The organism is Brevundimonas sp. (genome assembly GCF_027484365.1).
Classification (GTDB): Bacteria; Pseudomonadota; Alphaproteobacteria; order Caulobacterales; family Caulobacteraceae; genus Brevundimonas.
Genome location: NZ_JAIXTC010000023.1, coordinates 174,770 through 197,864, shown reverse-complemented (window position 1 = coordinate 197,864; position 23,095 = coordinate 174,770). Strand labels below are relative to the sequence as shown.

At 67.5% G+C, this 23,095-nt stretch carries 21 protein-coding genes; 13 read left to right on the top strand and 8 right to left on the bottom strand.

The genetic code is table 11. From position 1 onward, the window contains the following. Window positions 1–4 precede the first annotated feature (4 nt). Both Q0044_RS12720 and Q0044_RS12715 read right to left on the bottom strand, forming a co-directional pair. Complete coding sequence (locus Q0044_RS12720) at window positions 5–943, bottom strand: alpha-E domain-containing protein (protein ID WP_298162728.1); 939 nt, start codon at window positions 941–943, stop codon at window positions 5–7. 6 nt (window positions 944–949) lie between these two features. Next, window positions 950–2,356 (bottom strand): circularly permuted type 2 ATP-grasp protein, encoded by a 1,407-nt coding sequence (locus tag Q0044_RS12715; protein ID WP_298162726.1) that lies wholly within the window; start codon window positions 2,354–2,356, stop codon window positions 950–952. Window positions 2,357–2,707: 351 nt separating this feature from the next. On the opposite strand from Q0044_RS12715, the gene Q0044_RS12710 reads away from it, so the two are divergent. From Q0044_RS12710 to Q0044_RS12650, 13 genes are all read left to right on the top strand, one after another. Next, window positions 2,708–3,040, top strand: a complete 333-nt coding sequence (locus Q0044_RS12710) for a YerC/YecD family TrpR-related protein (protein ID WP_298162722.1) — start codon at window positions 2,708–2,710, stop codon at window positions 3,038–3,040. A 7-nt stretch (window positions 3,041–3,047) separates the two neighbouring features. After that, window positions 3,048–3,929 carry an ATP phosphoribosyltransferase gene (gene hisG / locus Q0044_RS12705; RefSeq protein ID WP_298162721.1) on the top strand — a complete coding sequence of 294 codons (882 nt, stop codon included), beginning with the start codon at window positions 3,048–3,050 and terminating at the stop codon, window positions 3,927–3,929. Continuing rightward, window positions 3,929–5,236: a histidinol dehydrogenase gene (gene hisD / locus Q0044_RS12700; RefSeq protein ID WP_298162720.1), complete on the top strand. Its 1,308-nt coding sequence runs from the start codon at window positions 3,929–3,931 to the stop codon at window positions 5,234–5,236. The genes hisG and hisD overlap by 1 nt, the downstream gene beginning before the upstream one ends. 181 nt (window positions 5,237–5,417) lie before the next feature. Further along, complete coding sequence (gene hisB / locus Q0044_RS12695) at window positions 5,418–6,845, top strand: imidazoleglycerol-phosphate dehydratase HisB (RefSeq protein WP_298162719.1); 1,428 nt, start codon at window positions 5,418–5,420, stop codon at window positions 6,843–6,845. A 166-nt stretch (window positions 6,846–7,011) separates the two neighbouring features. Next, window positions 7,012–7,608 (top strand): imidazole glycerol phosphate synthase subunit HisH, encoded by a 597-nt coding sequence (gene hisH, locus Q0044_RS12690; RefSeq protein WP_366941122.1) that lies wholly within the window; start codon window positions 7,012–7,014, stop codon window positions 7,606–7,608. Next, the gene (gene hisA / locus Q0044_RS12685; protein WP_298162718.1) at window positions 7,605–8,339 is read left to right on the top strand and encodes a 1-(5-phosphoribosyl)-5-[(5-phosphoribosylamino)methylideneamino]imidazole-4-carboxamide isomerase; all 735 of its coding nucleotides are present in this window, start codon (window positions 7,605–7,607) and stop codon (window positions 8,337–8,339) included. The genes hisH and hisA overlap by 4 nt, the downstream gene beginning before the upstream one ends. Next, window positions 8,336–9,103, top strand: coding sequence for an imidazole glycerol phosphate synthase subunit HisF (gene hisF, locus Q0044_RS12680; protein ID WP_298162717.1), 768 nt, complete (start codon window positions 8,336–8,338; stop codon window positions 9,101–9,103). Before hisA ends, hisF begins: the two co-directional genes overlap by 4 nt. Beyond that, entirely contained in the window at window positions 9,100–9,726 is a 627-nt protein-coding gene (gene hisIE, locus Q0044_RS12675) for a bifunctional phosphoribosyl-AMP cyclohydrolase/phosphoribosyl-ATP diphosphatase HisIE (RefSeq protein WP_298162716.1), read from the top strand. The genes hisF and hisIE overlap by 4 nt, the downstream gene beginning before the upstream one ends. Window positions 9,727–9,764: 38 nt before the next feature. Further along, entirely contained in the window at window positions 9,765–11,222 is a 1,458-nt protein-coding gene (zwf, locus tag Q0044_RS12670) for a glucose-6-phosphate dehydrogenase (RefSeq protein ID WP_298162713.1), read from the top strand. After that, on the top strand, window positions 11,219–11,929 hold the full coding sequence (pgl, locus tag Q0044_RS12665) for a 6-phosphogluconolactonase (protein WP_298162711.1): 711 nt from the start codon (window positions 11,219–11,221) through the stop codon (window positions 11,927–11,929). The genes zwf and pgl overlap by 4 nt, the downstream gene beginning before the upstream one ends. Then, a complete protein-coding gene (gene edd / locus Q0044_RS12660; protein WP_298162709.1) occupies window positions 11,929–13,803 on the top strand; it encodes a phosphogluconate dehydratase in 1,875 nt (624 codons plus the stop codon). Before pgl ends, edd begins: the two co-directional genes overlap by 1 nt. Then, a complete protein-coding gene (glk, locus tag Q0044_RS12655) occupies window positions 13,800–14,771 on the top strand; it encodes a glucokinase (protein WP_298162708.1) in 972 nt (323 codons plus the stop codon). Before edd ends, glk begins: the two co-directional genes overlap by 4 nt. 84 nt (window positions 14,772–14,855) lie before the next feature. Then, complete coding sequence (locus Q0044_RS12650; protein ID WP_298162707.1) at window positions 14,856–15,146, top strand: hypothetical protein; 291 nt, start codon at window positions 14,856–14,858, stop codon at window positions 15,144–15,146. A gap of 84 nt (window positions 15,147–15,230) precedes the next feature. Here Q0044_RS12650 and Q0044_RS12645 read toward each other — a convergent pair whose 3' ends face one another. The 6 genes from Q0044_RS12645 to Q0044_RS12620 all read right to left on the bottom strand — a co-directional run bounded on the left by Q0044_RS12645 (window position 15,231) and on the right by Q0044_RS12620 (window position 23,002). Continuing rightward, a complete protein-coding gene (locus Q0044_RS12645) occupies window positions 15,231–17,735 on the bottom strand; it encodes a TonB-dependent receptor domain-containing protein (protein ID WP_366941121.1) in 2,505 nt (834 codons plus the stop codon). A 257-nt stretch (window positions 17,736–17,992) separates the two neighbouring features. After that, entirely contained in the window at window positions 17,993–18,793 is an 801-nt protein-coding gene (locus tag Q0044_RS12640) for a DUF1295 domain-containing protein (RefSeq protein ID WP_298162706.1), read from the bottom strand. A gap of 41 nt (window positions 18,794–18,834) precedes the next feature. Then, window positions 18,835–19,206, bottom strand: coding sequence for a hypothetical protein (locus Q0044_RS12635; RefSeq protein WP_298162703.1), 372 nt, complete (start codon window positions 19,204–19,206; stop codon window positions 18,835–18,837). Between the two features lie 3 nt (window positions 19,207–19,209). Beyond that, entirely contained in the window at window positions 19,210–20,511 is a 1,302-nt protein-coding gene (gene hmgA, locus Q0044_RS12630) for a homogentisate 1,2-dioxygenase (protein WP_298162701.1), read from the bottom strand. A 186-nt stretch (window positions 20,512–20,697) separates the two neighbouring features. Further along, entirely contained in the window at window positions 20,698–21,819 is a 1,122-nt protein-coding gene (locus Q0044_RS12625; RefSeq protein WP_298162699.1) for an acyl-CoA dehydrogenase family protein, read from the bottom strand. A gap of 4 nt (window positions 21,820–21,823) precedes the next feature. Beyond that, on the bottom strand, window positions 21,824–23,002 hold the full coding sequence (locus Q0044_RS12620; protein WP_298162697.1) for an acyl-CoA dehydrogenase family protein: 1,179 nt from the start codon (window positions 23,000–23,002) through the stop codon (window positions 21,824–21,826). Window positions 23,003–23,095 lie beyond the last annotated feature (93 nt).

Genomic DNA, 23,095 nt, shown 5'->3' with positions numbered 1-23,095 from the left:
CAGGTCAAACCAGGTACTGATCTTGGATGGCGGCGGCCAGGGCGTTGTTCTCGCTCAGGAACGACAGGATGTATTCGTGCAGACCCGACTGGAAGATCTCTTCGATATTGGTCTCGTTGAAGCGGGTCAGGCGGGCCGAGGCGATGCGCTGGGCCGGACCACGCCGGCCGTAGTCGGTGGCCAGACGGTCGAGGTAGGAGACGATCATCCCCTGACAGCTGGCCAGGGACCGCGGCATCTGGCGGTTCAGAACCATCAGGTCGGCAACCAGCCACGGGCGGACGCTCTCGCGATAGACCCAGCGGTAGGCGGTCAGGGCCGAGACCTCGCGCAGCAGGGTGGTCCACTGGAAATAGTCGAGCTGGCCGCCGACGCGTTCACCGGCCGGGAGCAGCAGGTGGTATTTGACGTCCAGCAGTCGGGCGGTGTTGTCGGCCCGCTCGATCGCCATGCCGAGGCGCAGGAACCAGTAGGCGTCATTCCTCAGCATGGTCCGGGACGAAGCGCCCTCGACGGCGAGGCTGACGTTTTTCACCCATTCGAGGAAGCGGACGAAGTCGTCGCGTCTGGTCGGTTCGCCGAACTCGTTCAGCCCGTTCCAGGCGCCGTTGATCGCCTCCCACAACTCGATGGTCAGGGCGGTGCGGACCGACCGGGCGTTGGTGCGGGCGGCCGTGATACAGGCCCGGATCGAGGAGGGATTGTCCGGGGCGAAGGCCAGAAACTCGCGGACAGACTTCTCCGAAGGGGTGCGGCCGCTGGCCGCGAACTGACGCGATACGCCGGCGGAGGCGATGGCCGACGCCCAGGCGTTGGCGGCGGCGCCGTCGCGCGCGGGCAAGGCGGCCAGACGCACGGCGGCCTCGAGTATGCGCGCCAGGAAGTCGGCCCGCTCCATGTAGCGGCCGGTCCAGTACAGGCTTTCTGCGGTGCGGCTCAGCATGGGCGATCAGTCATCCAGCACCCAGGTGTCTTTCGTGCCGCCGCCCTGGCTCGAGTTCACGACCAGGGATCCGGCCTTCAGCGCCACGCGCGTCAGGCCGCCGGGCGCGACGCGGATGCCGGCCGGGCTGGACAGGACGAACGGGCGCAGGTCGACGTGGCGGGGCGACAGGCCGCCGCTGCTGTCCAGCGTCGGGGCGGTCGACAGGGCCAGGGTCGGCTGGGCGATGAAGTCATCGGGGTCTGCGATGAGCTTTTTGCGGAAGTCCTCGATCTCGGCCTTGGTCGAGGCCGGGCCGACCAGCATGCCGTAGCCGCCGGACCCGCCGACCTCCTTGACGACCAGCTCGGGCAGTTTGTCGAGCACCTCCTTCAGCGCGTCCGGTTCGCGGCAGCGCCAGGTCGGGACATTGCCGAGGATCGGATCGCCGCCGGAGAAGAACCGGATGATCTCAGGCATATAGGTATAGACAGCCTTGTCATCCGCGACGCCGGTGCCGACCGCATTCGACAGGGTCACGTTGCCGGCCGTGTAGGCCGCCATCAGGCCGGGCACGCCGACCGTGGAGTCCGGGCGGAAGGTCAGGGGATCGATCCAGTCGTCGTCGACGCGGCGATAGATGACGTCGACCCGCTTGGGACCCTCGGTCGTGCGCATGAAGACGATGTCGTCGTTGACGAACAGGTCCCCGCCCTCGACCAGCTCGACCCCCAGCTTGTCGGCCAGGAAGCTGTGTTCGTAATAGGCCGAGTTGAACGGGCCGGGCGTCAGGACGACGATGTTCGGATCGGCCCCGGCGCTGTCGGGGGCGGAGGCCCGCAGCGAGGCCAGCAGCATGTCGGTATAGGTCTCGACCGGGCGAATGCGGTGCTCGGCGAACAGGTCCGGGAACAACCGCATCATCATCTCGCGGTTCTCAAGCATGTAGGAGACGCCCGAGGGGGTGCGGCAATTGTCCTCCAGCACCACGAAGCCGTCCTCGCCCGTGCGGACCAGGTCGACGCCGCAGATGTGGGTCCAGATGTCGCCCGGGGGGCGGCGTCCCTGCATCTCGGGCCGGTAGTGGGGGTTGGTGAAGATCAGCTCCGGCGGGACGATCCCGGCGCGGATACACTCTTGCGGGCCGTAGATGTCCTTCAGGAAAGCATTGATGGCCGAAACGCGCTGCTTCAGCCCCTTTTCCAGATCGTCCCATTCGGTCTTGCCGATGATGCGGGGCACCACGTCGAACGGGATCAGGCGCTCGTTGGACTCGACGTCGCCATAGACGGCGAAGGTCACGCCCATGCGGCGGAAGAACAGCTCCGCCTGACGCGATCGGGCCTGGAGCAGGTCGGCCGGCGCGCTTTCGAGCCACCGGGCGAGCGTCCGGTAGCTTTTTCGGACCTCTTTGGATCCGGCGTGGCCTGACATTTCGTCGAACGTGACGGTCGCTCCCGCGCTTGTGGCCACTTTGCTGAAGGCGCCAGCGTGGACCGGGCGACAACCGTTGCGCAACAGTTTTGTTGCGGTGCGGAATAGGTTTTCTGGCTTTGAACCGCCTCGGGTCACGACATCCAGACGGATCAGGGCAAGTTTTGCCCGAAAACGGGTCGGGCCGCGAAGCCGACGCCTTTGTCAGACATGGCGATCTGCAGGGGCTCGACCCCGGTCGCCCCTGTCGACGGCCGGGTCGCGCGGGAAACAGGGTGGCGATTCACGGCAGCGATTGTCGCAGACACGCGCCTTGACCGTTCCACTGTTACAGCATAGTGGAACGCGCAGATGTCCGACGTCACCCCGCTCAGCCCCGCGCCACTCGCGCCCGAACGCCAGACGGCCGACCGGGTGGCGCTGTATGACGCCCTGTTGTCGCTGACGTCGCGGGACGAGCTGGACGCCTTCCTGAACGACCTCTGCACGCCTGCGGAACTTCGGGCCTTCGCCGAGCGCTGGGCCGTGGCGCGGCTGCTGGACCAGAAGACCAAATCCTATCGTGAGATCGCCCACGAGGCCGGGGCCAGCCCGACCACCGTCGTGCGCGTCGCGCGGTTCCTCAAGGAAATGCCGCATCAGGGCTACCGCCTGGTGCTGGACCGAACGAACAAGAAAGCCTGAAACCAAGATGAGTACCGTACAGGGGCGACTTCGCATCGCCGTGCAGAAATCCGGTCGCCTGGCCGACCGCAGCCTCGACCTGGTTCGCGATGCGGGTCTGCGGGTCGTGAAGGGCGCCAACGACCTGCTGTACAAGGTCGAGAACTATCCGATCGACCTGCTGCGGGTGCGCGACGACGACATTCCGACCTTCGTGGCCGACGGGGTCTGCGACCTCGGCATCGTGGGCGAGAACGTTCTGGAGGAGGGCAAGAACGGCGGGGCCAACGCCTCGGTCGTGATGCCGCTGGGCTTCGGCAAATGCACCCTGAAGCTCGCCTGTCCGCCGACGCTCGACTACGCCGGGCCGACCTCGCTGCAGGGGACGCGGATCGCGACCTCCTATCCCAAGATCCTGCGCCGGTATCTGGAGGAGCAGGGCGTCGACGCCGAGATCGTCGTCATGCGCGGCGCGGTCGAGGTGGCTCCCCGGCTCAAGCTCGCGGCCGCGATCTGCGACCTCGTCTCAACCGGTGCCACGCTTGAGGCCAATGGCCTCGTCGCCAAGGAGACCGTGTTCGAGAGCCAGGCCGTGCTGATCCAGTCGCCGGTCGCGCCGGAGCCCGGCCTGCAGCACCTGCTGGACTCGATCATCGAGCGGATGGCGGGCGTGGTGTCCTCACAGGGCGCCAAATACGTGATGCTGAACGCCCCGCGCTCGGCCCTGGACGAGATCACCGCCATCCTGCCTGGAGCCGGAGCGCCGACGGTTATGCCGCTGATGGGGCGCGAGGACGCGGTCGCGGTCCACGCCGTCTGTCAGGAGGCCGTCTTCTGGGAGACGCTGGAGAAGCTCAAGCGCGCGGGCGCCTCGGCGATCCTGGTGCTGCCGATCGAGAAGATGATGTGATGCAGCGGATAGACTGGTCATCACTGGATACGGCTGAGCGGCGCGAGGCGCTGGCTCGGCCGAAACGGCGCTCTGAGACGAGCGTCGGCGATGTCGTGCGCGCCATCTTCGACGATGTGCAGGCGCGCGGCGGCGCGGCGGTCACCGAATGGGCGATCAAACTGGACGGGGCCCCGCCCCGGCGCATCGCCATCACCGATGAGGCCGTCTCGGCGGCCCGCGACGCCCTGCCCCCGGCGGACACGCGGGCGCTTCGGGTCGCAGCGGAGAATGTGCGGGTCTTCCATCAGGCGACGATTCCGGAAGACTCGAAGCGGATAGAGACGACCCCCGGCGTGAGCTCGCAGATCGTCTGGCGGCCGATCGGCGCGGCAGGACTGTATGTGCCCGGCGGGACGGCGCCCCTGTTCTCGTCCCTGTTGATGCAGGCGATTCCGGCGGGCGTCGCGGGCGTGACCACCCGGGTCGCCGTGACGCCGCCGTCGAAGGACGGATCGGCGCATCCGGCCATGATCCTCGCCGCCGCCGAGGCCGGGCTCGACGCCCTGTGGCTGCTCGGCGGCGCGCAGGCGATCGCGGCGATGACCTTCGGCGTCACGCTTGAGGACGGCGAGATCCCGGCCTGCGACAAGCTGTTCGGACCCGGCAACGCCTATGTGGCCGAGGCCAAGCGCTATGCGTCCTCCCTGCCCGGTGGGCCGTCTGCGGACATGCCGGCGGGGCCGTCGGAACTGCTGGTGATTGCCGACCGGTTCGCCGATGCGGAGCTGGTCGCCGCCGACCTGCTGAGCCAGGCCGAGCACGATGCCGACGCCCAGGTGGTGCTGGTCGCCGACTGCAAGGCGACGATCGACGCCGTGTTGGACGCCGTCGAGGACCAGGTGGCCACCCTGCCCCGCGAAGCCATTGCGCGGGCGTCTCTGGCCGAGGCCCGGGCGGTGCTGGTCGCGGATCTGGCCGAAGCGGTTACGGTGTCCAACCTCTACGGCCCGGAACACCTCGCCCTCCATGTCGAGGAGGCTGAAAGGCTTGTGCCCTCCATCCGGGCGGCGGGCGCGGTCTTCGTCGGGCGCTGGGCGGCTGAAACGCTCGGCGACTATGCGGCGGGACCGAGCCACGTGCTGCCGACCGACGGCGGCGCGCGGACCCTGGGCGGCATTACCACCTCCAACTTCATGACCTCGATGTCGGTGCAGACGGTGACTGAAGCGGGCGCCGAACGGCTGGGGCCGATCGCGGCGCGGCTGGCGCGGCTGGAAGGGCTGGAAGCCCACGCCCGGGCGGCGGATCTGAGGAGTGTGGGATGAGATCACTCTGTAGTTCCCTTCTCCCCCTGGGGGAGAAGGTGGCCCGCGCAGCGGGACGGATGAGGGGTATGCGTCCGCGCATGAAGCCCTCACCGGGAAGCCCCCGGTTCGCTGACACCTACCCCTCATCCGTCAGCCTCCGGCTGCCACCTTCTCCCCCAAGGGGAGAAGGAGACAAATCATGACCCTGCCCGCCCCCTGGTCCCCTCTCGTTTCCGGCGGCGAGGGTCTGGAGAAATACCCCGGCGAGGCGTCGGCGCTGCAGGCACGGATGGCCCAGATCTATGGCGTCGCAGCCGATCAGGTGCTGGCCGTCCGCGGCCTGACTCACGGGCTGGAGCTGGTCTGGCGGCTGGCCGCGCGCGACGGCCGGTCGGTCGAGGCGCCGGACGCCGAACCCTATAAAGGGCTGGGCCGCATCTATCGGGCGAGCGACGGCGAGCGGGCAGCGGTCGTCATCCGGGCGCTGGGCTCTCCCGAAGCCGTGGCCGAGATGGCGGAGCGGGTCGTGCCCGCACTGCTGGTCGTCGACGAGGGACTGGCCGAGTTCGCCGACGCACCGTCGGCGGCGACCCTGATCACGGACCACGCCAACCTCATCGTCCTGCGCAGCCTGTCGCTGGCCTACGGGCTGGCCGGGGCGCGGGTCGGGGCGGCCCTGGGACAGACGCAGACCCTGGCGCGACTGGCCGAGGTGGTGGAACCCTATGCCCTGCCCGAGCCTCTGGTACGGCTGGCGATGCAGGCGCTGGATCCTTCGCGGATGATCGAGACGGCGGAGCGGATCGCGGCCGTGCGGCGCGAGCGCGAGCGACTGGTGCGCGAGATCGGCCGGGTCATGGTGGTCGAGAGCGGCGTCGGGCCTATCCTGATGACGCGGCCATCGGACCTCGACGCGACCCTGGCCGAACTGGCGAGATACGGCGTGGCGGCGGACCGGTCCGGCGACCGGGTGAGGCTGCCGGTCTCGATCAAGGCGGAGGTCAACGACCGGCTGCTGACCGCCCTCGGTTTGGCACCGACCAAGACCCGCCAGCACCGGGTCGGGCAGGCCGTTCGCGATACGAAAGAGACCCGCATCGTCTGCGCCGTCGATCTGGACGCCACCGGACCGATCCGGATCGAGACCGGGGTCGGCTTCTTCGACCACATGCTCGAGCAGGTCGCAGCCCACGGCGGGTTTTCCCTGCGACTGCAGTGCGAGGGGGACCTGCACACCGACCCGCACCACACGATCGAGGACTCGGCCATCGCGCTCGGACAGGCGTTGAAACAAGCGCTGGGCGAGCGGCGCGGGATCGCCCGCTACGGCTTCATCCTGGCCATGGACGAGGCCCAGGCCAATGTCGCCATCGACCTGTCCGGGCGGCCCTACCCCCTGTTCGAGGGCTCATTCGCGACCCCCTTTATCGGCGAGTACCGGACCGACCTGACGGCCCACGTCTTCCGCTCTCTGGCCGAGGCCATGGGGGCGGCGGTGCATATCTCGGTCACGGGCGACGACGACCACCACAAGACCGAGGCCGTCTACAAGGGCTTCGGCCGGGCGCTGCGTCAGGCGATCCGGATTGAGGGCGATGCTGTCCCGAGCACCAAGGGGGTGCTGTGATGAGCGCGTCCGGTTTCCTTCTCCCCTCGGGGGAGAAGGTGGGCCCGAAGGGCTCGGATGAGGGGGCCGGTTCAGCGAACCGGCCTTCGGCAATCGAGCGTGCGGACAGTGCCCCCTCATCCGTCTCGCTCCGCGAGCCACCTTCTCCCCCGAGGGGAGAAGGATCTTGATCTCGGTCGTCCACCTCGGCGCGGGCAACACGGCCTCGGTCCAGTTCGCGCTGGAGCGACTGGGCGCCGATGTCGTCGTGACGTCCGACGCCGCTGTGATCGCGGACGCCGAGCGGGTCGTCCTGCCGGGCGTCGGCGCGGCGGGCTATGCGATGGAGCGGATGGGCGCCCTGGGTCTGACCGAGGTCATCAAGAGCTTTGAGCGGCCGTTGCTTGGGCTGTGTCTGGGCCAGCAACTCCTGTTCGCCGAGAGCGAGGAGAACGGCGGCGCGACAATGCTGGGCTTCATCCCCGGACGGGTCACGCGGATGCCGGTGCGTGACGACCTGCCGGTGCCCCACATGGGCTGGTCGCAGCTGCGTGGTCTGGCGGATGATCCGCTTCTGGAAGGCGTTTGCGAGGGCGACTATGCCTATTTCGTCCACTCCTACGTCTGTCCCGACACCGATGCGACGATCGCCTGCGCCGACTACGGGGCCGAGGTCCCGGCCATGGTCCGCAGCGGCAATCGCTGGGGCTGCCAGTTCCACCCGGAACGGTCGGCGAAGGCCGGTGCGCGGATACTGAAAAACTTCCTGGAGCTGCCCGCATGATCGTGTATCCCGCCATCGATCTGCGGAACGGCGTCTGCGTGCGGCTGATGCACGGGCGGTTCGACCAGGTCACGGAGTATGACCAGGTCCCGGCCGCACGACTGGCGGCCTTCGGCGCCGAGGGCGCGACCTGGGTGCATGTGGTCGACCTGGACGGGGCCGAGGCCGGCCGGGCGATGCAGCACGAACTGATCGGCGAACTGGCCCGGAGCATAGACGTGAAGATCCAATCCGGGGGCGGGGTCCGCGACATCGACGATGTCGAAGCCCTGCTGGGCGGCGGGGTGTCGCGGGTCGTGGTCGGGTCCCTTGCAGTCAGCAACCCCGCGGTGGTGGCCGGCTGGCTGGAGCATTTCAGCCCCGACCGGATCACCCTGGCCCTGGACGTGAAAGTCGGGGCGGACGGGGTACCGGTGCCGGCGCTGAAAGGCTGGACCGAGGCGGCGGGCGTCGATCTGTGGGCCGCGCTGGATCGTTATCCGGTCGGGACGCTGAAGCATGTGCTGATCACCGATGTGGGCCGCGACGGCGCACTGACGGGGCCGAACCTCGAGCTTCTGGCCGAGGTTCTGCGGCGACGACCTGAGCTGAAGGTCCAGGCGTCCGGCGGGGTCTCCTCGATCGAAGACATTCTGGCGGCCAGGGCGATCGGCTGCGACGGCGCCATCGTCGGACGCGCCATCTACGAAGGCCGGTTCACGGCGCGACAGGCCATCGAGGCTGTCCAGTGACGGCCAGACGCATCATCCCCTGCCTCGACGTCAAGGACGGTCGGGTCGTGAAGGGCGTGCGGTTCGAGGGACATGTCGACATGGGCGACGCCTCGGAGCTGGCCGCCCGCTATCGCGACCAGGGCGCCGACGAACTGGTCTTCTACGACATCACCGCCAGCCCCGAGGGCAGGACGCTGGACTACGGCTGGGTGCGGGATATCGCCCGGCTACTGGACATTCCGTTCTGCGTCGCGGGCGGGATCCGCAGCGTGGATCAGGCGGCGGCCTGTCTCGACAACGGGGCGGACAAGGTCTCGATCAACTCCCCGGCGCTGGAGCGGCCGGAGCTGATCTCCGAGATGGCCGAGCGGCTGGGCTCGCAGTGCGTCGTGGTCGGCGTCGACAGCCGGCGCGAGGACGGCGACTATGTCGTGCACAAATACACCGGCGACCCGGATGCACGGCGGCTGGCCGGGCGACGGACGATGGACTGGATCGTGGAGGCGCAGGAGCGGGGCGCCGGCGAGATCGTGCTGAACTGCATCGACCAGGACGGGGTCCGGAAGGGCTATGACACGGCGCAATTGGCTGACGCGCGGTCGCGACTGACCATTCCGCTGGTGGCCTCCGGCGGCGCCGGGGCGACCTCGCATTTCCTGGATGTGTTCGACCGGGCCAATGTCTCGGGCGCCCTGGCGGCCAGCGTATTCCACTCGGGCCAGATCGCGGTGCCGGATCTGAAAGCCTTCCTGGCGGCGTCGGGTGTCGAGGTGAGACAATGACCATCAATCCGGACACCCTCGATTTCGCCAAGGGCGGCGGCCTCATCCCGGCCGTCGTTCAGGACGCCGACACCCTGCAGGTGCTGACGCTGGCCTATATGGACCGGGCGGCGCTGCAGGAGACGGTCGAGAGCGGCGAGGCGACCTTCTTCTCGCGCTCGCGCGGCGGGCGCTGGCGCAAGGGCGAGACGAGCGGCAACCGGCTGACCGTGGTGTCGATCACGCCCGACTGCGACGGCGACGCCCTGGTGGTGGCGGTCAGGCCGATGGGGCCGGCCTGTCATCTGGGGACGACCAGCTGTTTCGGCGACGACGACGCGCCGGGTCTCGGGCGAATCGCGCGACTGGAACGGACCATCGCAAAACGGGCAGCCGCCGATCCGGAGACGAGCTGGACCGCCAGGCTTCTGGCCCAGGGGCCCAAACGGGCAGCGCAGAAGGTCGGCGAGGAGGGCGTGGAGACGGCGCTGGCCGGCGCGGCGGGACCCGATGAGGAAGTCGCATCCGAGGCTGCAGATTTGATCTATCATCTGCTGGTCCTGTTACGGTCGCGTCAAATGTCGTTTCAGGACGTTCTCGATGTGTTGGCGTCGCGGGCGGGACCGGCCACACACGCGGACTGATCGAGGGCGTCCTGCCTTCGCGAACTTGAGGAGCAGGCATGACGGCTCTGGTGCTGTTCGGTGGCGGCGGCGATCTGGCGATGCGGATGCTGCTGCCTTCGCTCTATTTTCTGGAGCACGACGGCCTGCTGCCGGACGGGCTGAAGATCATCGGTGCGGCGCGCTCTGAAGAGAGCCGCGACGAGTACGTCGAGAAGGTCCGCGCCGCCGTCGAGGGCAAGGCGAAGGCCGACGACGCCTGGGACGACGTCAGCTGGAACCGGCTGGAGGCCCGCCTCGACTATCTGGCCGTCGACGCCACCTCGGCCGAGAGCCTGAAACCGCTGAAGGACAAGGTCGGGCCCGGCGCCTGCACCAGCTTCCTGGCGGTATCGCCGTCGCTCTACGCCCGGATCGTCACGGCGATGCGGGCGGCGGGGCTGGCCGAGGCCGACGACAAGGTGGTTCTGGAAAAGCCGGTCGGCCGTGACCTGGAGAGCTTCCGCGCCATCGACGACGCCGTCGCCGACGCCTTCAGCGAGAACCAGGTGTTCCGCATCGACCACTACCTCGGCAAGGAGACGGTCCAGAACCTGATCGCGCTGAGGTTCGGCAACGTCATCTTCGAGCCACTGTGGAACAATCTTTCGATCGACCACGTCCAGATCACGGTCGGGGAGACGGTCGGGGTCGGCGACCGCTGGCCCTATTACGACGAATACGGCGCGCTTCGGGACATGCTGCAGAACCACATGCTGCAGCTGCTGTGCCTTGTGGCGATGGAGCCGCCCTCTGACCTCGATCCGGACTCGGTGCGCAACGAGAAGGTCAAGGTCATCCGGTCCCTGCGCCCCATCACCGACGAGGACGCCGAACGCACCACCGTCCGGGGCCAGTACGTATCCGGCACTGTCGAGGGCAAGCGGGTTCCCGGTTACGACGAGGAACGCGGATCGGACAGCGACACCGAGACCTTCGTCGCCATCCGGGTGGACATCGACAACTGGCGCTGGGCCGGCGTGCCCTTCTTCCTGCGGACCGGCAAGCGACTGCCCGAGAAGCGCACCGAGATCGTCATCCAGTTCAAGCCGGTGCCGCATTCGATCTTCGGCCAGGACGCGCGCGACGAGGACACCGCCAACCGGATGGTCATCGAGTTGCAGCCGGAGGAGGACATCTCCCTGACAGTGATGAACAAGAAGCCGGGCCTCGATCAGCGGATGCAGCTTCAGCCGATCCAGATGTCCCTGTCCTGGGGCGTCGGTGGCAAGGACGCCAAGCCGCCGCGTCGCCGGATCGCCTATGAGCGGCTGCTGCTCGACGCCCTGAACGGCGACTCGACCCTGTTCGTGCGTCGTGACGAGGCGGAGAAGGCCTGGGAATGGGTCGACGGGGTCTCGCAGGCCTGGGTCGACGGCAATGTGAAACCCCAGCCCTATCGCGCAGGGACCTGGGGTCCCGACGCCGCCGACATGCTGATGGTGCGAACTGGCCGGGACTGGAACACCCAGGGATGACCGTCGAACTTGAAACCTTCCCCACGCTCGAAACCTGGGCTCAGTCGATCGCCGGGCGGATCGAGGAGACGCTGGGCGCCGCGGTCATCCGGAACGGCAAGGCCCTGTTCGCGGGACCGGGCGGCTCGACCCCGTCCCCGGTCTATGCCCGCCTGGCCCAGGCCGACATCGGCTGGGACAAGATCTCGGTCACCCTGGTGGACGAGCGCTATGTGCCCGAGAGCGACCCGGAGTCGAACGCCCGGCTGATCAAGGACGTGATGCTGCAGGGACCGGCCGCGAAGGCGACCTTCATCCCGCTCTACCATTCCGAGGTCACGGTCGACCGGGCGGCGGCGGTGGCGGCGCGCAGACTGGCCGAGGCCGGAGAACGGTTCGACGCGGTCCTGCTGGGCATGGGCGAGGACGGGCATATCTGTTCGATGTTCCCCGGCAGCCCGACCCTGAAGACCCTGTTGTCGCCGACGCTGAAGCCCACCGTGCTGGGCGTGCCGCACGGGCGGGACGGGATGGCTCCGAGCCTGGAGCGGATCTCGATCAACCTGCCCTACCTCATGACCGCGGGTCGGGTGATCCTGGGCCTGAAAGGCGCGGCCAAGCGTTCCGTATTCGAGCGGGAGGCGCAGGGCGATCCGGCCGTGCAACCAATCGCGGCCCTGATCGCCGCCGAGGTCCCGCTTGAAGTCGTCTGGACGGAGGCCAACTGATGGCGCTGCATCCTGTTGTCGCGGAGGTTACAGCCCGCATCGTCGAACGCAGTCGCGAAACGCGGAGCGACTACATCCGCCGGATGGACGCCGCGCGGGATTCCGGCGTCGGCCGGGCCAAGCTGTCCTGCGCCAACTGGGCCCATGCCTTTGCGGGCCAGACGATCGCCGACAAGCTGACTGCCATGTCGGGCAAGACCCCCAATGTCGGGATCGTCACCGCCTACAACGACATGCTGTCGGCGCATCAACCGTTCGAACGCTTCCCGGAGGTCATCCGCAAGGCGACGCGCGAGGTCGGGGCGACGGCCCAGGTGGCCGGCGGCACGCCCGCCATGTGCGACGGCGTCACCCAGGGACGGCCGGGTATGGAGCTGTCGCTGTTCAGCCGCGATGTGATCGCTATGTCGGTCGGGGTCGCCCTGACCCACGACGCCTTCGACGCAGGGATCATGCTCGGCGTCTGCGACAAGATCGTGCCCGGCCTGTTCATGGGTGCGCTCGCGTTCGGCCATCTGCCCGTCATCTTCGCCCCGGCCGGTCCGATGCCGTCGGGCATTCCCAATGCCGAGAAGGCCCGGGTCCGCGCCGAGTATGCGCAGGGGAAGGTCGATCGTCAGACCCTGCTGGAGTCCGAGATCGGCTCCTACCATTCGCCCGGCACCTGCACCTTCTACGGCACGGCCAATTCCAACCAGATGATGATGGAACTGGGCGGGCTGCACATGCCTTCGACCGCCTTCGTCCATCCGGAGACCGGCCTGCGTGACGCCCTGACGGCGGCGGCGGCCAAGCGGGCGGTCGAACTGGCCCAGTCCGGCGAATGCCGCATGGCCGACGTCGTCGACGAGAAGTCGGTCGTCAACATGATCGTGGCCCTGCTGGCCACGGGGGGATCGACCAACCACGCCATCCATCTTGTCGCCATGGCGCGGGCGGCCGGGGTGCTGATCGACTGGACCGACATGGACCAGCTGTCGTCGGTCACCCCCCTGCTGGCGCGGGTCTATCCGAACGGATCGGCGGACGTGAACGCCTTCCAGGCGGCGGGCGGCGTGGCCTTCGTGGCGCGCGAGTTGGCCCAAGCCGGCCACATCCACTCCGATGTGACCACCATTATGGGCCGGGGCATCCATCACTATTTCCAGGAACCGGCGATGATCGACGGCGAACTGGTCTGGAAGGACGGGGTCGCCGAAAGTCTGGATCGTGACATTCTGCGTCCCGCCTCCGACCCCTTCGACACCGAGGGCGGTCTGCGGCTGGTCAAGGGCAACCTCGGCCGGGCGGTGATCAAGATGTCGGCGGTCAAGCCCCAGCATCGGATCATCGAGGCCAGGGCCCGGGTGTTCGACGCCCAGGAAGACGTTCTGGCCGCCTTCAAAGGCGGCGAGCTGGACGAGGGCTGCGTCATCGTCCTGCGCTTCCAGGGCCCCAAGGCCAACGGAATGCCCGAGTTGCATTCCCTGTCGCCCCTGATGAGCGTGCTGCAGGATCGCGGCGTTCCGATCGCCCTAGTCACCGATGGGCGGATGTCGGGGGCCTCGGGCAAGACGCCGGCGGCCATCCATGTCACGCCCGAAGCGCTCGAAGGCGGGCCGCTGGCCTATGTGCTGGACGGCGACGTCGTCCGGCTGGACGCCGAGGCGGGTGTTCTGACCATCGACGCCGACCTGACCACCCGCGAGCGGGCCCGGCCGGCCTCGGTGCAGAGCTGGGGCTATGGCCGCGAGCTGTTCGGTGCCTTCCGCGCTGCCGTCTCCTCGGCCGAACAGGGGGCCTCGGTCTGTTTCGTGGCCGAGCCGACCGACCGACAACCAGAGATCCGCGACGTAGCGGACGCGAATGTACAGAACAGGGCAGTGGACGCATGAGTAACGGCAAGACGCTTCTGGTCGGCGACGTCGGCGGCACCAACGCCCGCTTCGCCATCGCCCGAATGGTCGACGGCCAGATCGCCCTGGACCATCACGAGAGCTTTCCGGCGGAACAGTATCCGACCTTCCTGAAGGGGGTCGCGGCCTTCATCGACGGCTGCGAGGTCAAGCCGACGGGCGGCGTGATCGCGGTGGCCGGACCGGTCGAGCACGGGGCCATCGACCTGACCAACAGTCCTTGGGCCGTGTCGGAGACCGAACTCCAGACCCTGGGTCTGAACCCCGTCAAGCTGATCAACGACTTCGAGGCCCTGGCCTGGGGCGCGCCCGTGATCCCGGCCGAAAACCTGGAAAAGCTGGGCGGCCCCGAGGCCGGCGATCCGCATGCCACGATCGCGGTGCTCGGCCCCGGCACCGGCTTTGGCGTCTCGGCCCTGGTGCGCGATGCCCACGGCGGCGAGATGGCCATGCCTTCAGAAGGGGGCCACGCCTGTTTCCCCCCCGGCGACACGGTCGAGGACGAGATCCTGCGCATCCTGCGCCGCCGTTACGACCGCGTCTCGATCGAGCGGCTGATCTGCGGCCCCGGCCTTCTGAACATGCACCGGGCCCTGGCCGAGATCGACGGGCGCGAGACCCATATCGAGGATCCGGCCGAGATCACGAAGACCGCCCTGGCCGACCCCGATAGCCCCTGTGGCGCGACGCTCGCCCGGTTCTGCGCCATCCTCGGGGCCGTGGCCGGCGACATCGCCCTGACCACCGGTGCGCGCGGCGGTGTCTATATCGCGGGCGGCATCGCGCCGCGCATCCTGCCCTTCCTGAAGGCCAGTCCCTTCCGCCAGCGGTTCGAGCGCAAGGGCCGGTTCAAGGACTATATGGCCGACATCCCGACCTGGGTGATCACCCACAAGCACGCCGCCCTGCTCGGCGCGGCCCGGGTCGCCTTCGCCGAGGCGAGGTAACGGCGTTCGGATTATTCGTCACGGCGACGTGAACCTTCCGTGAGGGGCCGCATTTTTCTGGCTCAACAAGGAAGGGAATTCCCTATGCGTAAACTGATCATCGCCTCCGCTTCGCTGGCTCTGGCCGCTTCTCTCGCCGCCTGCGGTGAATCGGCCGCCGACAAGCAGGCCGAAGTCCAGGCGGACGCTCTGGAGCAGCAAGCCGCCGCTGCTCCGACCGAATCCCAGGAAACGGCCCTCAACGCCGAGGCCGACCGCATCGAGCAGCAAGCCGGCAACGCCGACGGCGGCATGACCACCTCGAACACGCCGAACACTTCGCCGTCGGCTCCGGAAGGCGCCATGGCCCCGGTCACCACGCCCCCGGCCAACTAAGGCCCGAAAGCGTTTGAAGACCGATTGGCCCCCGCCGCAACCGCGACGGGGGCCTCTTCAGCGCGCGCAGTGGGGGACACGCGTTCAGAAGTCGAATCGGGCCGACAGCGAGATGGTCCGACCATTGGCGGCCCGGCCCAGACCGATACCGTTGGCCGGGACGGCCGGGGTCGTGATCTCGATGAAGGCCACTTCGTCGAACAGGTTATTGGCGTTGATCATGAGCTGGACCCGGTCCATCGGCCGGAACTGAACGAAGGCGTTCACCAGGGTGTAACCCGGCATCTTCATCTGGTTGACGTCCTGGACCCAGCTGCTGGTCGAGCCGATGATGTTGGCTCCCACCGTGAATTGCCGGGTCTCGTACTGGGGCGTGGCCTGGAAGATGAAGTCGGGCTGGCGGCGGGGGACCATCCCGGCCACTGCGGCATTGAACTTGTCGTTGACGATCTCGGCCTGTGTCCAGGTCACTCCGCCCGTCAGACTGAAATCGCCCACACGGTAGCCGACCTCGGTCTCTATGCCGTAGGCGGTGTACTCGCGGTCGGTGGTGATCGCCCCGGCCTGGACGTTGGTGTCCTCGGTATCGGCCGAGAAGCCGGTCACGTTCACCGTCAGCTGCGGGGTTCGGTACTTGAAGCCGCCTTCCAGCTGTTCGACGACGTCATAGCCGTCCTCGGGATCGGGCATGCTGCCGTCGACCATGCTGACCTTGTTCGAGAACAGCACCTTGTCGGCCGCAGCCCGGGCACCCCGGCTGTACCGCGCGAACAGCGCGAACGGCTCCGAGACCCGGAAATTAATCCCGGTCGAATAGCTGATGTAATCATAGCTGTAGTCGACGGGCGCCGGTCGATCGAGCGGGGTGAAGGCGGTCCGTGATTCCGCCACCGAGATGACGCCGTTGCCGTTGAAGTCAAACGGTCGAATACCGACCCGACCGCCGCCCAGATCGGCCCCGTAAAGTTCGCCGTTTACCTGACCCATGTCGTAGCGGACGCTGGCGCCGATCGCGATCCGGCCGAACCGGTAGTTGATCGAGCCGTAGGGAGCCGCGATCTCGTACTGGACATCGTATTTCCGCCGGAAGAAGGCCGTGCTCCCCGAACGGTTGAATCCCAGATAGCCGCCCTGGGACTGGGGCACGCCGGCGGCATTGGTGAAGTTGATCAGCGCCGATTGGCCGTCAGCCGCCACATCCTGGAGGTGGTTCCCGTACAGCCAGTCGCTCTCATAGTTCTGGACCGAGTTGTACAGGCCGCCGGTCAGGGTCAGTTCGCCCCCGGGAAGGCTGAAGGCCCGGGTCGCGCGAAGATCGCTGATGATGTTGCCCAGATCACTGGAATCGATCCGGTTGAGCGCCGAGGCCACCACCAGGCCGTTGCCGTTCATGGTGCCGAGGTTGGAGATAACCTGACCGGCGCGCGGACCCGTGGCATAGGTGAACGTGCCTGTCCCGCCGCCCAGCGACGCCGGCAGGGCGCCGCCGGAATAGATGTTGGCGACCAGGTTGCGGGTCGTCCCGCCCGAGACCTCCGAATAGCGGGCGCGATGGGTGATCAGCCAGTCGCGGACGTCAAACTGGGACTCCACTCCGATCGAACGCACATGGGCGTCCTGGCCCTGGCTGATCGGAAGACGCACAGGATTGTTGTTGGCGTCCAAGGTGATGAGATCGCCCAGCTGGCCTGACAGCATGGAATCGCGCCGGACGTCATAGCCGTTGAAGCTCTCGAACACCGGCCGGTCGTTCGTGCCGGTGATCCGGACCGGACCCGGCAGGTAGTGCGGTGAACGGTCGTCGAGATACTTGCCCGAAAGGCGGACGTAGCCGTTGGCGAATTGCTTGGTGACGTTGAACCTGAACTGGCCTCCCTCGTAGGCATCAAAGCCGACCCGACGCTGGCCTTCGCCCGATCGGTAAAAGCCCCCGACATGGAACCTCAGGGTGTCAGTGATCGGCGCGCCATAGTGGAAATCCACCCTGTCGGTGTCGTAGTCGAGGCCCGTGGTGAACTGGACCGCGCCGCCTTCCACGTCACCCGTCCGCGAGATCAGATTGATCAAACCGCCGGGCGAGTTCGAGGCGAAAGTGGAGGCCGAACCGCCCCGGATCGCCTCGACCGCCGACAGGTTGAAGTCAGCCCGGATGAAGATGTCCGTCGCGCCGTTGAAAAAGTCGCCGAACTCGAGAACGGGCAGGCCGTCCTCCTGGATCTGCATGTACTTGGATCCCCCGGACGCCAGGGGCAGGCCGCGGATGGTGTAGGCGGAGCTCCCGTCCCCGGTCGAGGACTCGGTCCGGATCCCCGGGATGTTCCGCAGTATGTCGCCCAGCGAACGGGCCCCGAGCACCTGGATCTCGCTCTGGCGCAGGGCGCTGGTCGACGTCGCGCTGTCGAGCGGGTCGCGGCCCCGGGCAACCCCGGTCGAAAACACCTGCTGGGTGCTGGTCGGCGCGCGGGCCGCCTGGGCCTGGGTGACGACGACGTCATCCGCCGCACTGGCAGGTTCAGCCGCGAGGGCCGGGGTAAAGGCGGCTGCGAGAACGACTGGAGTGAAGATGAGATATGCGGATTTTGCTGCCATGGAATTTCCTCCGATCCATTAGCTTTTTCCGCTATTTCTACCGTCGCAGTTAACGCGTGACTAAAAGGTCAACTAAATTCGATCCAGGCGACTTCGAGTACGTATGATTACTTATGGAATTTCCCCTGTAACGTTTACATCTATATTGAACGCTCCAATTACTGGACATGCAGCCCGCCGGACGACGTCTATGGCGGTTGTCCGGCGAAGCCGATGCTTCAAAGCAAAGAGGGCAACCATCGTCCGGTACGGCGAGACTATGTCTTCGGCGGCAGCGGGATAAAGGCGCTCGTCCGGCGGATGTAGTCGGCATATTTCGGCTTGGTCTTGCTGATCGCCTTTTCGGTGATGCCGATGCCCGACCACTTCGTCAGGGTGAAGGTCAGGAAGACCGGGCCGACGATCGAGGCGATCCCCACCCATCCGGTCTCGGCCGCAATCAGCCACAACCCCCACCAGACGCAGGCGTCGCCGAAATAGTTGGGGTGGCGGGTGTAGCGCCACAGGCCGGTGTCCAGCACCTTGCCCTTGTTCGCGGGGTCCTTTCGGAAGGCCGCAAGCTGGGCGTCACCGATGCTCTCGAAGGCGATGCCGACGACCACGACGACCGCCCCGATCCAGCCGAGCCAGCCGATCGGGCCATCTTCGACCTGGCCCATTTGCACCGGCAGGGAGGTCAGCCATCCCAGAAACGCCTGGGGCAGGAAGACGAACAGGAGGGCGGTCCTGGCAAAGCTCCAGCCGTGCTCTCTTTCCTGGGTCTCCACGATCTCGGCATAGCGACCGTCGACACCCTTCTCGCGCCAGCGATGGAGCAGGTGCCAGCCGAGGCGAACGGCCCAGACGCCGCAGAGCCAGAGCAGCAGGAATTTCCGGGTCTGATCGCCGTCGGTCCGGGGGAAGGTGATCAGGGCCAGCAGCAGCATCCCCAGCGGCCAGACGCCGTCGATGAAGCTGACGTCCTTCAGCCGCAACGCCAGCCCCCACAGGGCCAGCATCACGACGACCAGGACGGCCAGATTCAGAGCCAGCAGGGCGGCGAGTTCAGTCAGGGTCATACTGCAGAAACGCTAGCATGACCGACCCGGATGCGTCGCCGTCAGTCGACGCAAAGAGTCGGGCCGGGGCGTCCGTCCTCGATCGGCGTGTTGCAGCCGAACGGCAGGTCGTTCGGGGCGCAAACGCCGGTGGTGGTTTGCGTGTTGGGTCCGGCCGAAACAGCGCGGCAGTCGCCCAGACAGTCGTCGCCGTCGCGGCAGACCTTGCCCGCATCCGCGAAGGGCACGACGCACCGTTCGGTCTGCATCCGGCCGACGCGCATGAGTTCGCCCCCGTCCTCCTCGCAGACCTGGGCCAGGTCGTGGTCGGCGCGGGCCATCGGCGGCAGGTCGGCCTCGTTCGGGACGGACGGCGCGCAGCTGCCCGACAACAGGGCGGCGGCGGCCAGGGCAGCGGTGATCAGAAGGCGCATGGCTTATCCTTGTTGTGAGACGTCGCCGCTGGCGAAGCCGGTCCAGACGTCGTCGTAGTCGAATTGCATCGTCGGGGTGGTCTGCGCCCATTCCGTGGTGCGGATCGGGAATCGCGTTTCGAACATGAAGGCCAGGGTGTTCTCGAGCTTGTGGGGCTTAAGGTCGGCAGACACGGCCTTGTCGTAGCTGGCCTGATCCGGACCGTGGCCGCTCATGCAGTTATGCAGGGACGCGCCGCCGGGAGCGAAGCCGCCCTCCTTGGCGTCATAGGCCCCCGTCACCAGACCCATGAACTCGCTCATGACGTTCCGGTGGAACCACGGCGGACGGAAGGTGTCCTCGGCGACCATCCAGCGCGGCGGGAAGATGACGAAGTCGCAATTGGCCGTGCCGGGCGTGTCCGACGGCGAGGTCAGGACCGTGAAGATCGACGGGTCCGGGTGGTCGAAGCTGACGGTGCCGATGGTGTTGAACCGCGCAGTGTCCCAGCGATAGGGGACGAGGTTGCCGTGCCAGGCGACGACGTCGAGCGGCGAATGTTCGAAAGTCGTGACCCACAGCCGTCCGGCGTATTTCTGCACGCATTCGGTGGGGAGGGCGACGTCCTCGAAGGCCGCGACGGGCGCCTCGAAATCGCGCGGATTGGCCAGGCCGTTCGAGCCGATGGGGCCGAGATCCGGCAGGCGGAAGGGCGCGCCGTAGTTCTCGCAGACATAGCCGCGGACGGGCCCGTCACACTCGACACGGAAGCGGACGCCGCGCGGGATGACGACGATGTGGCCGGGACCGGCCTCGATCCGCCCGAACTCGGTGACGAAGACGTGTTCGCCCTCCTGAGGCACGATCAGCAGCTCGCCGTCGGCGTCGTAGAAGACGCGGTCGGTCATCGACCGGTTGGCGGCATAGAGGTGGATGCCGACACCCGTCTGGGCCTCCGCATCGCCATTGCCGCCGTAGGTGACGAGACCCTCGACCCAGTCGGTCGGGGCGGTCGGGATCGGCAGGGGGTCCCAGCGCATGCGGTTGGGGCTGGGCGGGGCGTCGTGGAAGGGGCCGGAGCGGACCCTGCCCTGGGCGAACGGTTGATACGCCGGGTGCTGGGCCGAAGGACGCAGGCGGTAAAGCCAGCTCCGGCGGTTCTCGGCGCGCGGGGCGGTGAAGGCCGTGCCGCTGAGCTGCTCGGCATAGAGCCCCATCGGGGTCTTCTGCGGCGAGTTGCGGCCCACCGGCAGGGCGCCCGGAAGGGCCTCCGTGGCGAAATGGTTGCCGAAGCCTGTCAGATAGGTCGCGCTGTTCAGCGTCATGAAGAGTCTCCCTGAGGAGGACTTAGCCCTTCTCCCCTTGCGGGAGAAGGTGGCCGAGCGAAGCGAGGTCGGATGAGGGGTTTCGCCGACCCGACCGCCTGCACGACCCCTCGCCCGACCGCACAAGGACGACGGCTGCGCCGCCGTGTGCGGTCTCCCTCTCCCGCAAGGGGGAGAGGGGTGGGATCAGTATCCCCCCGCCCTTGCGAGCTTCTCGGCGTGGAATCCGGCATCGCCGAGGAGTTCGTTCAGGACGCGGACACGCTTCATGTAGAGGCCGACATCGAAGGCGTCGGTCATGCCGACGCCGCCGTGCATCTGGACCGCCTCCTGGACGGCGAGTTCGGCGACGCGGCCTGCCTTGGCCTTGGCGACGGAGACGGCCAGGTCGGCCTTCGGCGCGCCGGCGTCGAGGCGTTGCAGGGCGCTCAGCACCGCAGCCTTGGCCAGCTCAATCTCGGTGAACAGGTGGGCGGCCCGGTGTTGCAGGGCCTGGAACTCGCCGATCAACTTGCCGAACTGCTTGCGGGTCTTGAGGTATTCGACCGTCGACAGGAAGGCCTGGTCGCCGGCACCGGTCAGGCAGGCGGCGGCGCAGGCGCGGCCGAGGTTGAGTGCGCCCTCCAGGGCCGCTTCTCCGGCATCGACGCCGCCGATGACGGCGTCAGAGTCGACCTGGACATCGGTCAGGGTGATGCGGGCGGCGTTGTGGGCGTCAACCATCACCGTGCGTTCGATCTCGACACCCGAGGTCCCGGGATCGACGAGGAACAGGGTGATGCCCGCCTCGGTCTTCGCTGCAACGATCAGGGCGTCGGCGATGTGGCCGTCGAGAACGAAGCCCTTGGCCCCGTTCAGCTTGAAGCCGTTGCCGCTGCGCTCGGCCGTGGTGGCGATGCGGGAAGGCTGGTGCTTGGGGCCCTCATCGAGGGCCAGGGACAGGATGGCCTCGCCCGCCGCGATCTTCGGCAGCCAGGCGGCCTGCTGATCGGCCGAGGCCGCGTCGATCAGGATGCGGGCGGCCAGGATGGACGAGCCGAAAAAGGGCGACGGGGTCAGGGTACGACCCAGCCCCTCGGCCACGATGCCCGCCTCAACGGCGCCGAGGCCCGAGCCGCCGTGTTCCTCGGGGATGATGACGCCGGCGAAACCCATTTCGCCGAACGCCTTCCACAGGTCGCGCGAGACGCCGTCGGCGTCGTTCGAGTCTCGCAGCTTGCGGAAGTGGGCGACGGGCGCGTTCTCGCTGAGGAAGCCGTCGGCGGCGTCCTTGAGCATGGTCTGCTCTTCGGTCAGGATCAGGGGCATGGGCTCAGGCTCCCGGCAGCTGAAGCAGGTGTTTGGCGATGATGTTCAGCTGGACCTCGGAGGTGCCGCCTTCAATGGAGTTGGCCTTGGTGCGCAGCCAGTCGCGGGCGGGCGTGCCCTTGTGCGAGCGTTCGCTCTCCCACTCGAGAGCGTCCGAGCCGCCGGCGGCCATGGCCAGTTCGTGGCGGCGCTTGTTCAGCTCCGAGCCGTAATACTTCAGCATGGAGGCGATGGCGGGGGAAACCTGCCTGGCCTTCACCTGGTCGCCCACCCGCTCCATCGACAGACGGAAGGCGGCGGCGTCGATTTCAAGCTCGGCGATCCTGGTCCGCAGCATGGGTTCGTCGAGGCGGCCCGCGTCGTCCAGGCCGATGGAATCGACCGCGACCTGGCTGATCGGACGGCCCATGTCGCCGATCGCCCCGATCATGGTGCGTTCGTGGGCCAGCAGGGCCTTGGCCACGTCCCAGCCGCGGTTGAGCGTCCCGATCAGGTTCTCCTTCTCGACGCGGACATTGTCGAAGAAGGTCTCGCAGAAGGCCGACTTGCCCGAGATCAACTCGATCGGTCGGGTCGTCACCCCGGGGGTGGCCATGTCGAACAGGACGAAGGAGATGCCCAGATGCTTGGGCGCCTCCGGATCAGTACGGATCAGGCAGAAGATCCAGTCGGCCTTGTCGGCGTAGGAGGTCCAGATCTTCTGGCCGTTGATGATCCAGTGGTCGCCCTTGTCCTCGGCGCGGGTCTGGACAGCGGCCAGGTCGGAACCGGCTCCGGGCTCTGAATAGCCCTGGCACCAGCGGATCTCGCCGCGGACGATCTCGGGCAGGAAGCGCTTCTTCTGTTCCTCGGTGCCGAACTGAAGCAACGCCGGGCCCAGCATCCAGATGCCGAAGGACGACAGGGGCATCTGGGCGTCGATGCGGCGCATCTCGGAGGCCAGAACCTTGGCCTGTTCCCGGTCGAGACCGCCGCCGCCGTACTCCGTGGGCCACTGCGGCGCCGTCCAGCCGCGCGCGGCCATGACGTCCATCCATTGCTTGTGGGCCGGAGTCTTGAAAGTCGCGTTGCGACCGCCCCAGACGCGGTCCTCGTCATTGTCGAGTGGCCCGCGACATTCGGCCGGGCAGTTCGCCTCCAGCCAGGCGCGCGTCTCGGCGCGGAAGGTTTCCAGATCGGCCATGGTTTGCTCCCTGACGCCTGTGCCTGCGTCTCAGGCGGGCAGGTTAGCAGTGATCAGTCTGGAAACGCCACCGTGACGCGGCGTCAGCTTGTG

Bases quoted from the DNA above. Each gene is read 5' to 3' on its own strand.
- Q0044_RS12720 (WP_298162728.1), bottom strand. From the start codon at position 943: ATGCTGAGCCGCACCGCAGAAAGCCTGTACTGGACCGGCCGCTACATG.
- Q0044_RS12715 (WP_298162726.1), bottom strand. From the start codon at position 2,356: ATGTCAGGCCACGCCGGATCCAAAGAGGTCCGAAAAAGCTACCGGACG.
- Q0044_RS12710 (WP_298162722.1), top strand. From the start codon at position 2,708: ATGTCCGACGTCACCCCGCTCAGCCCCGCGCCACTCGCGCCCGAACGC.
- hisG (WP_298162721.1), top strand. From the start codon at position 3,048: ATGAGTACCGTACAGGGGCGACTTCGCATCGCCGTGCAGAAATCCGGT.
- hisD (WP_298162720.1), top strand. From the start codon at position 3,929: ATGCAGCGGATAGACTGGTCATCACTGGATACGGCTGAGCGGCGCGAG.
- hisB (WP_298162719.1), top strand. From the start codon at position 5,418: ATGACCCTGCCCGCCCCCTGGTCCCCTCTCGTTTCCGGCGGCGAGGGT.
- hisA (WP_298162718.1), top strand. From the start codon at position 7,605: ATGATCGTGTATCCCGCCATCGATCTGCGGAACGGCGTCTGCGTGCGG.
- hisIE (WP_298162716.1), top strand. From the start codon at position 9,100: ATGACCATCAATCCGGACACCCTCGATTTCGCCAAGGGCGGCGGCCTC.
- zwf (WP_298162713.1), top strand. From the start codon at position 9,765: ATGACGGCTCTGGTGCTGTTCGGTGGCGGCGGCGATCTGGCGATGCGG.
- pgl (WP_298162711.1), top strand. From the start codon at position 11,219: ATGACCGTCGAACTTGAAACCTTCCCCACGCTCGAAACCTGGGCTCAG.
- edd (WP_298162709.1), top strand. From the start codon at position 11,929: ATGGCGCTGCATCCTGTTGTCGCGGAGGTTACAGCCCGCATCGTCGAA.
- glk (WP_298162708.1), top strand. From the start codon at position 13,800: ATGAGTAACGGCAAGACGCTTCTGGTCGGCGACGTCGGCGGCACCAAC.
- Q0044_RS12650 (WP_298162707.1), top strand. From the start codon at position 14,856: ATGCGTAAACTGATCATCGCCTCCGCTTCGCTGGCTCTGGCCGCTTCT.
- Q0044_RS12645 (WP_366941121.1), bottom strand. From the start codon at position 17,735: ATGGCAGCAAAATCCGCATATCTCATCTTCACTCCAGTCGTTCTCGCA.
- Q0044_RS12640 (WP_298162706.1), bottom strand. From the start codon at position 18,793: ATGACCCTGACTGAACTCGCCGCCCTGCTGGCTCTGAATCTGGCCGTC.
- Q0044_RS12635 (WP_298162703.1), bottom strand. From the start codon at position 19,206: ATGCGCCTTCTGATCACCGCTGCCCTGGCCGCCGCCGCCCTGTTGTCG.
- hmgA (WP_298162701.1), bottom strand. From the start codon at position 20,511: ATGACGCTGAACAGCGCGACCTATCTGACAGGCTTCGGCAACCATTTC.
- Q0044_RS12625 (WP_298162699.1), bottom strand. From the start codon at position 21,819: ATGCCCCTGATCCTGACCGAAGAGCAGACCATGCTCAAGGACGCCGCC.
- Q0044_RS12620 (WP_298162697.1), bottom strand. From the start codon at position 23,002: ATGGCCGATCTGGAAACCTTCCGCGCCGAGACGCGCGCCTGGCTGGAG.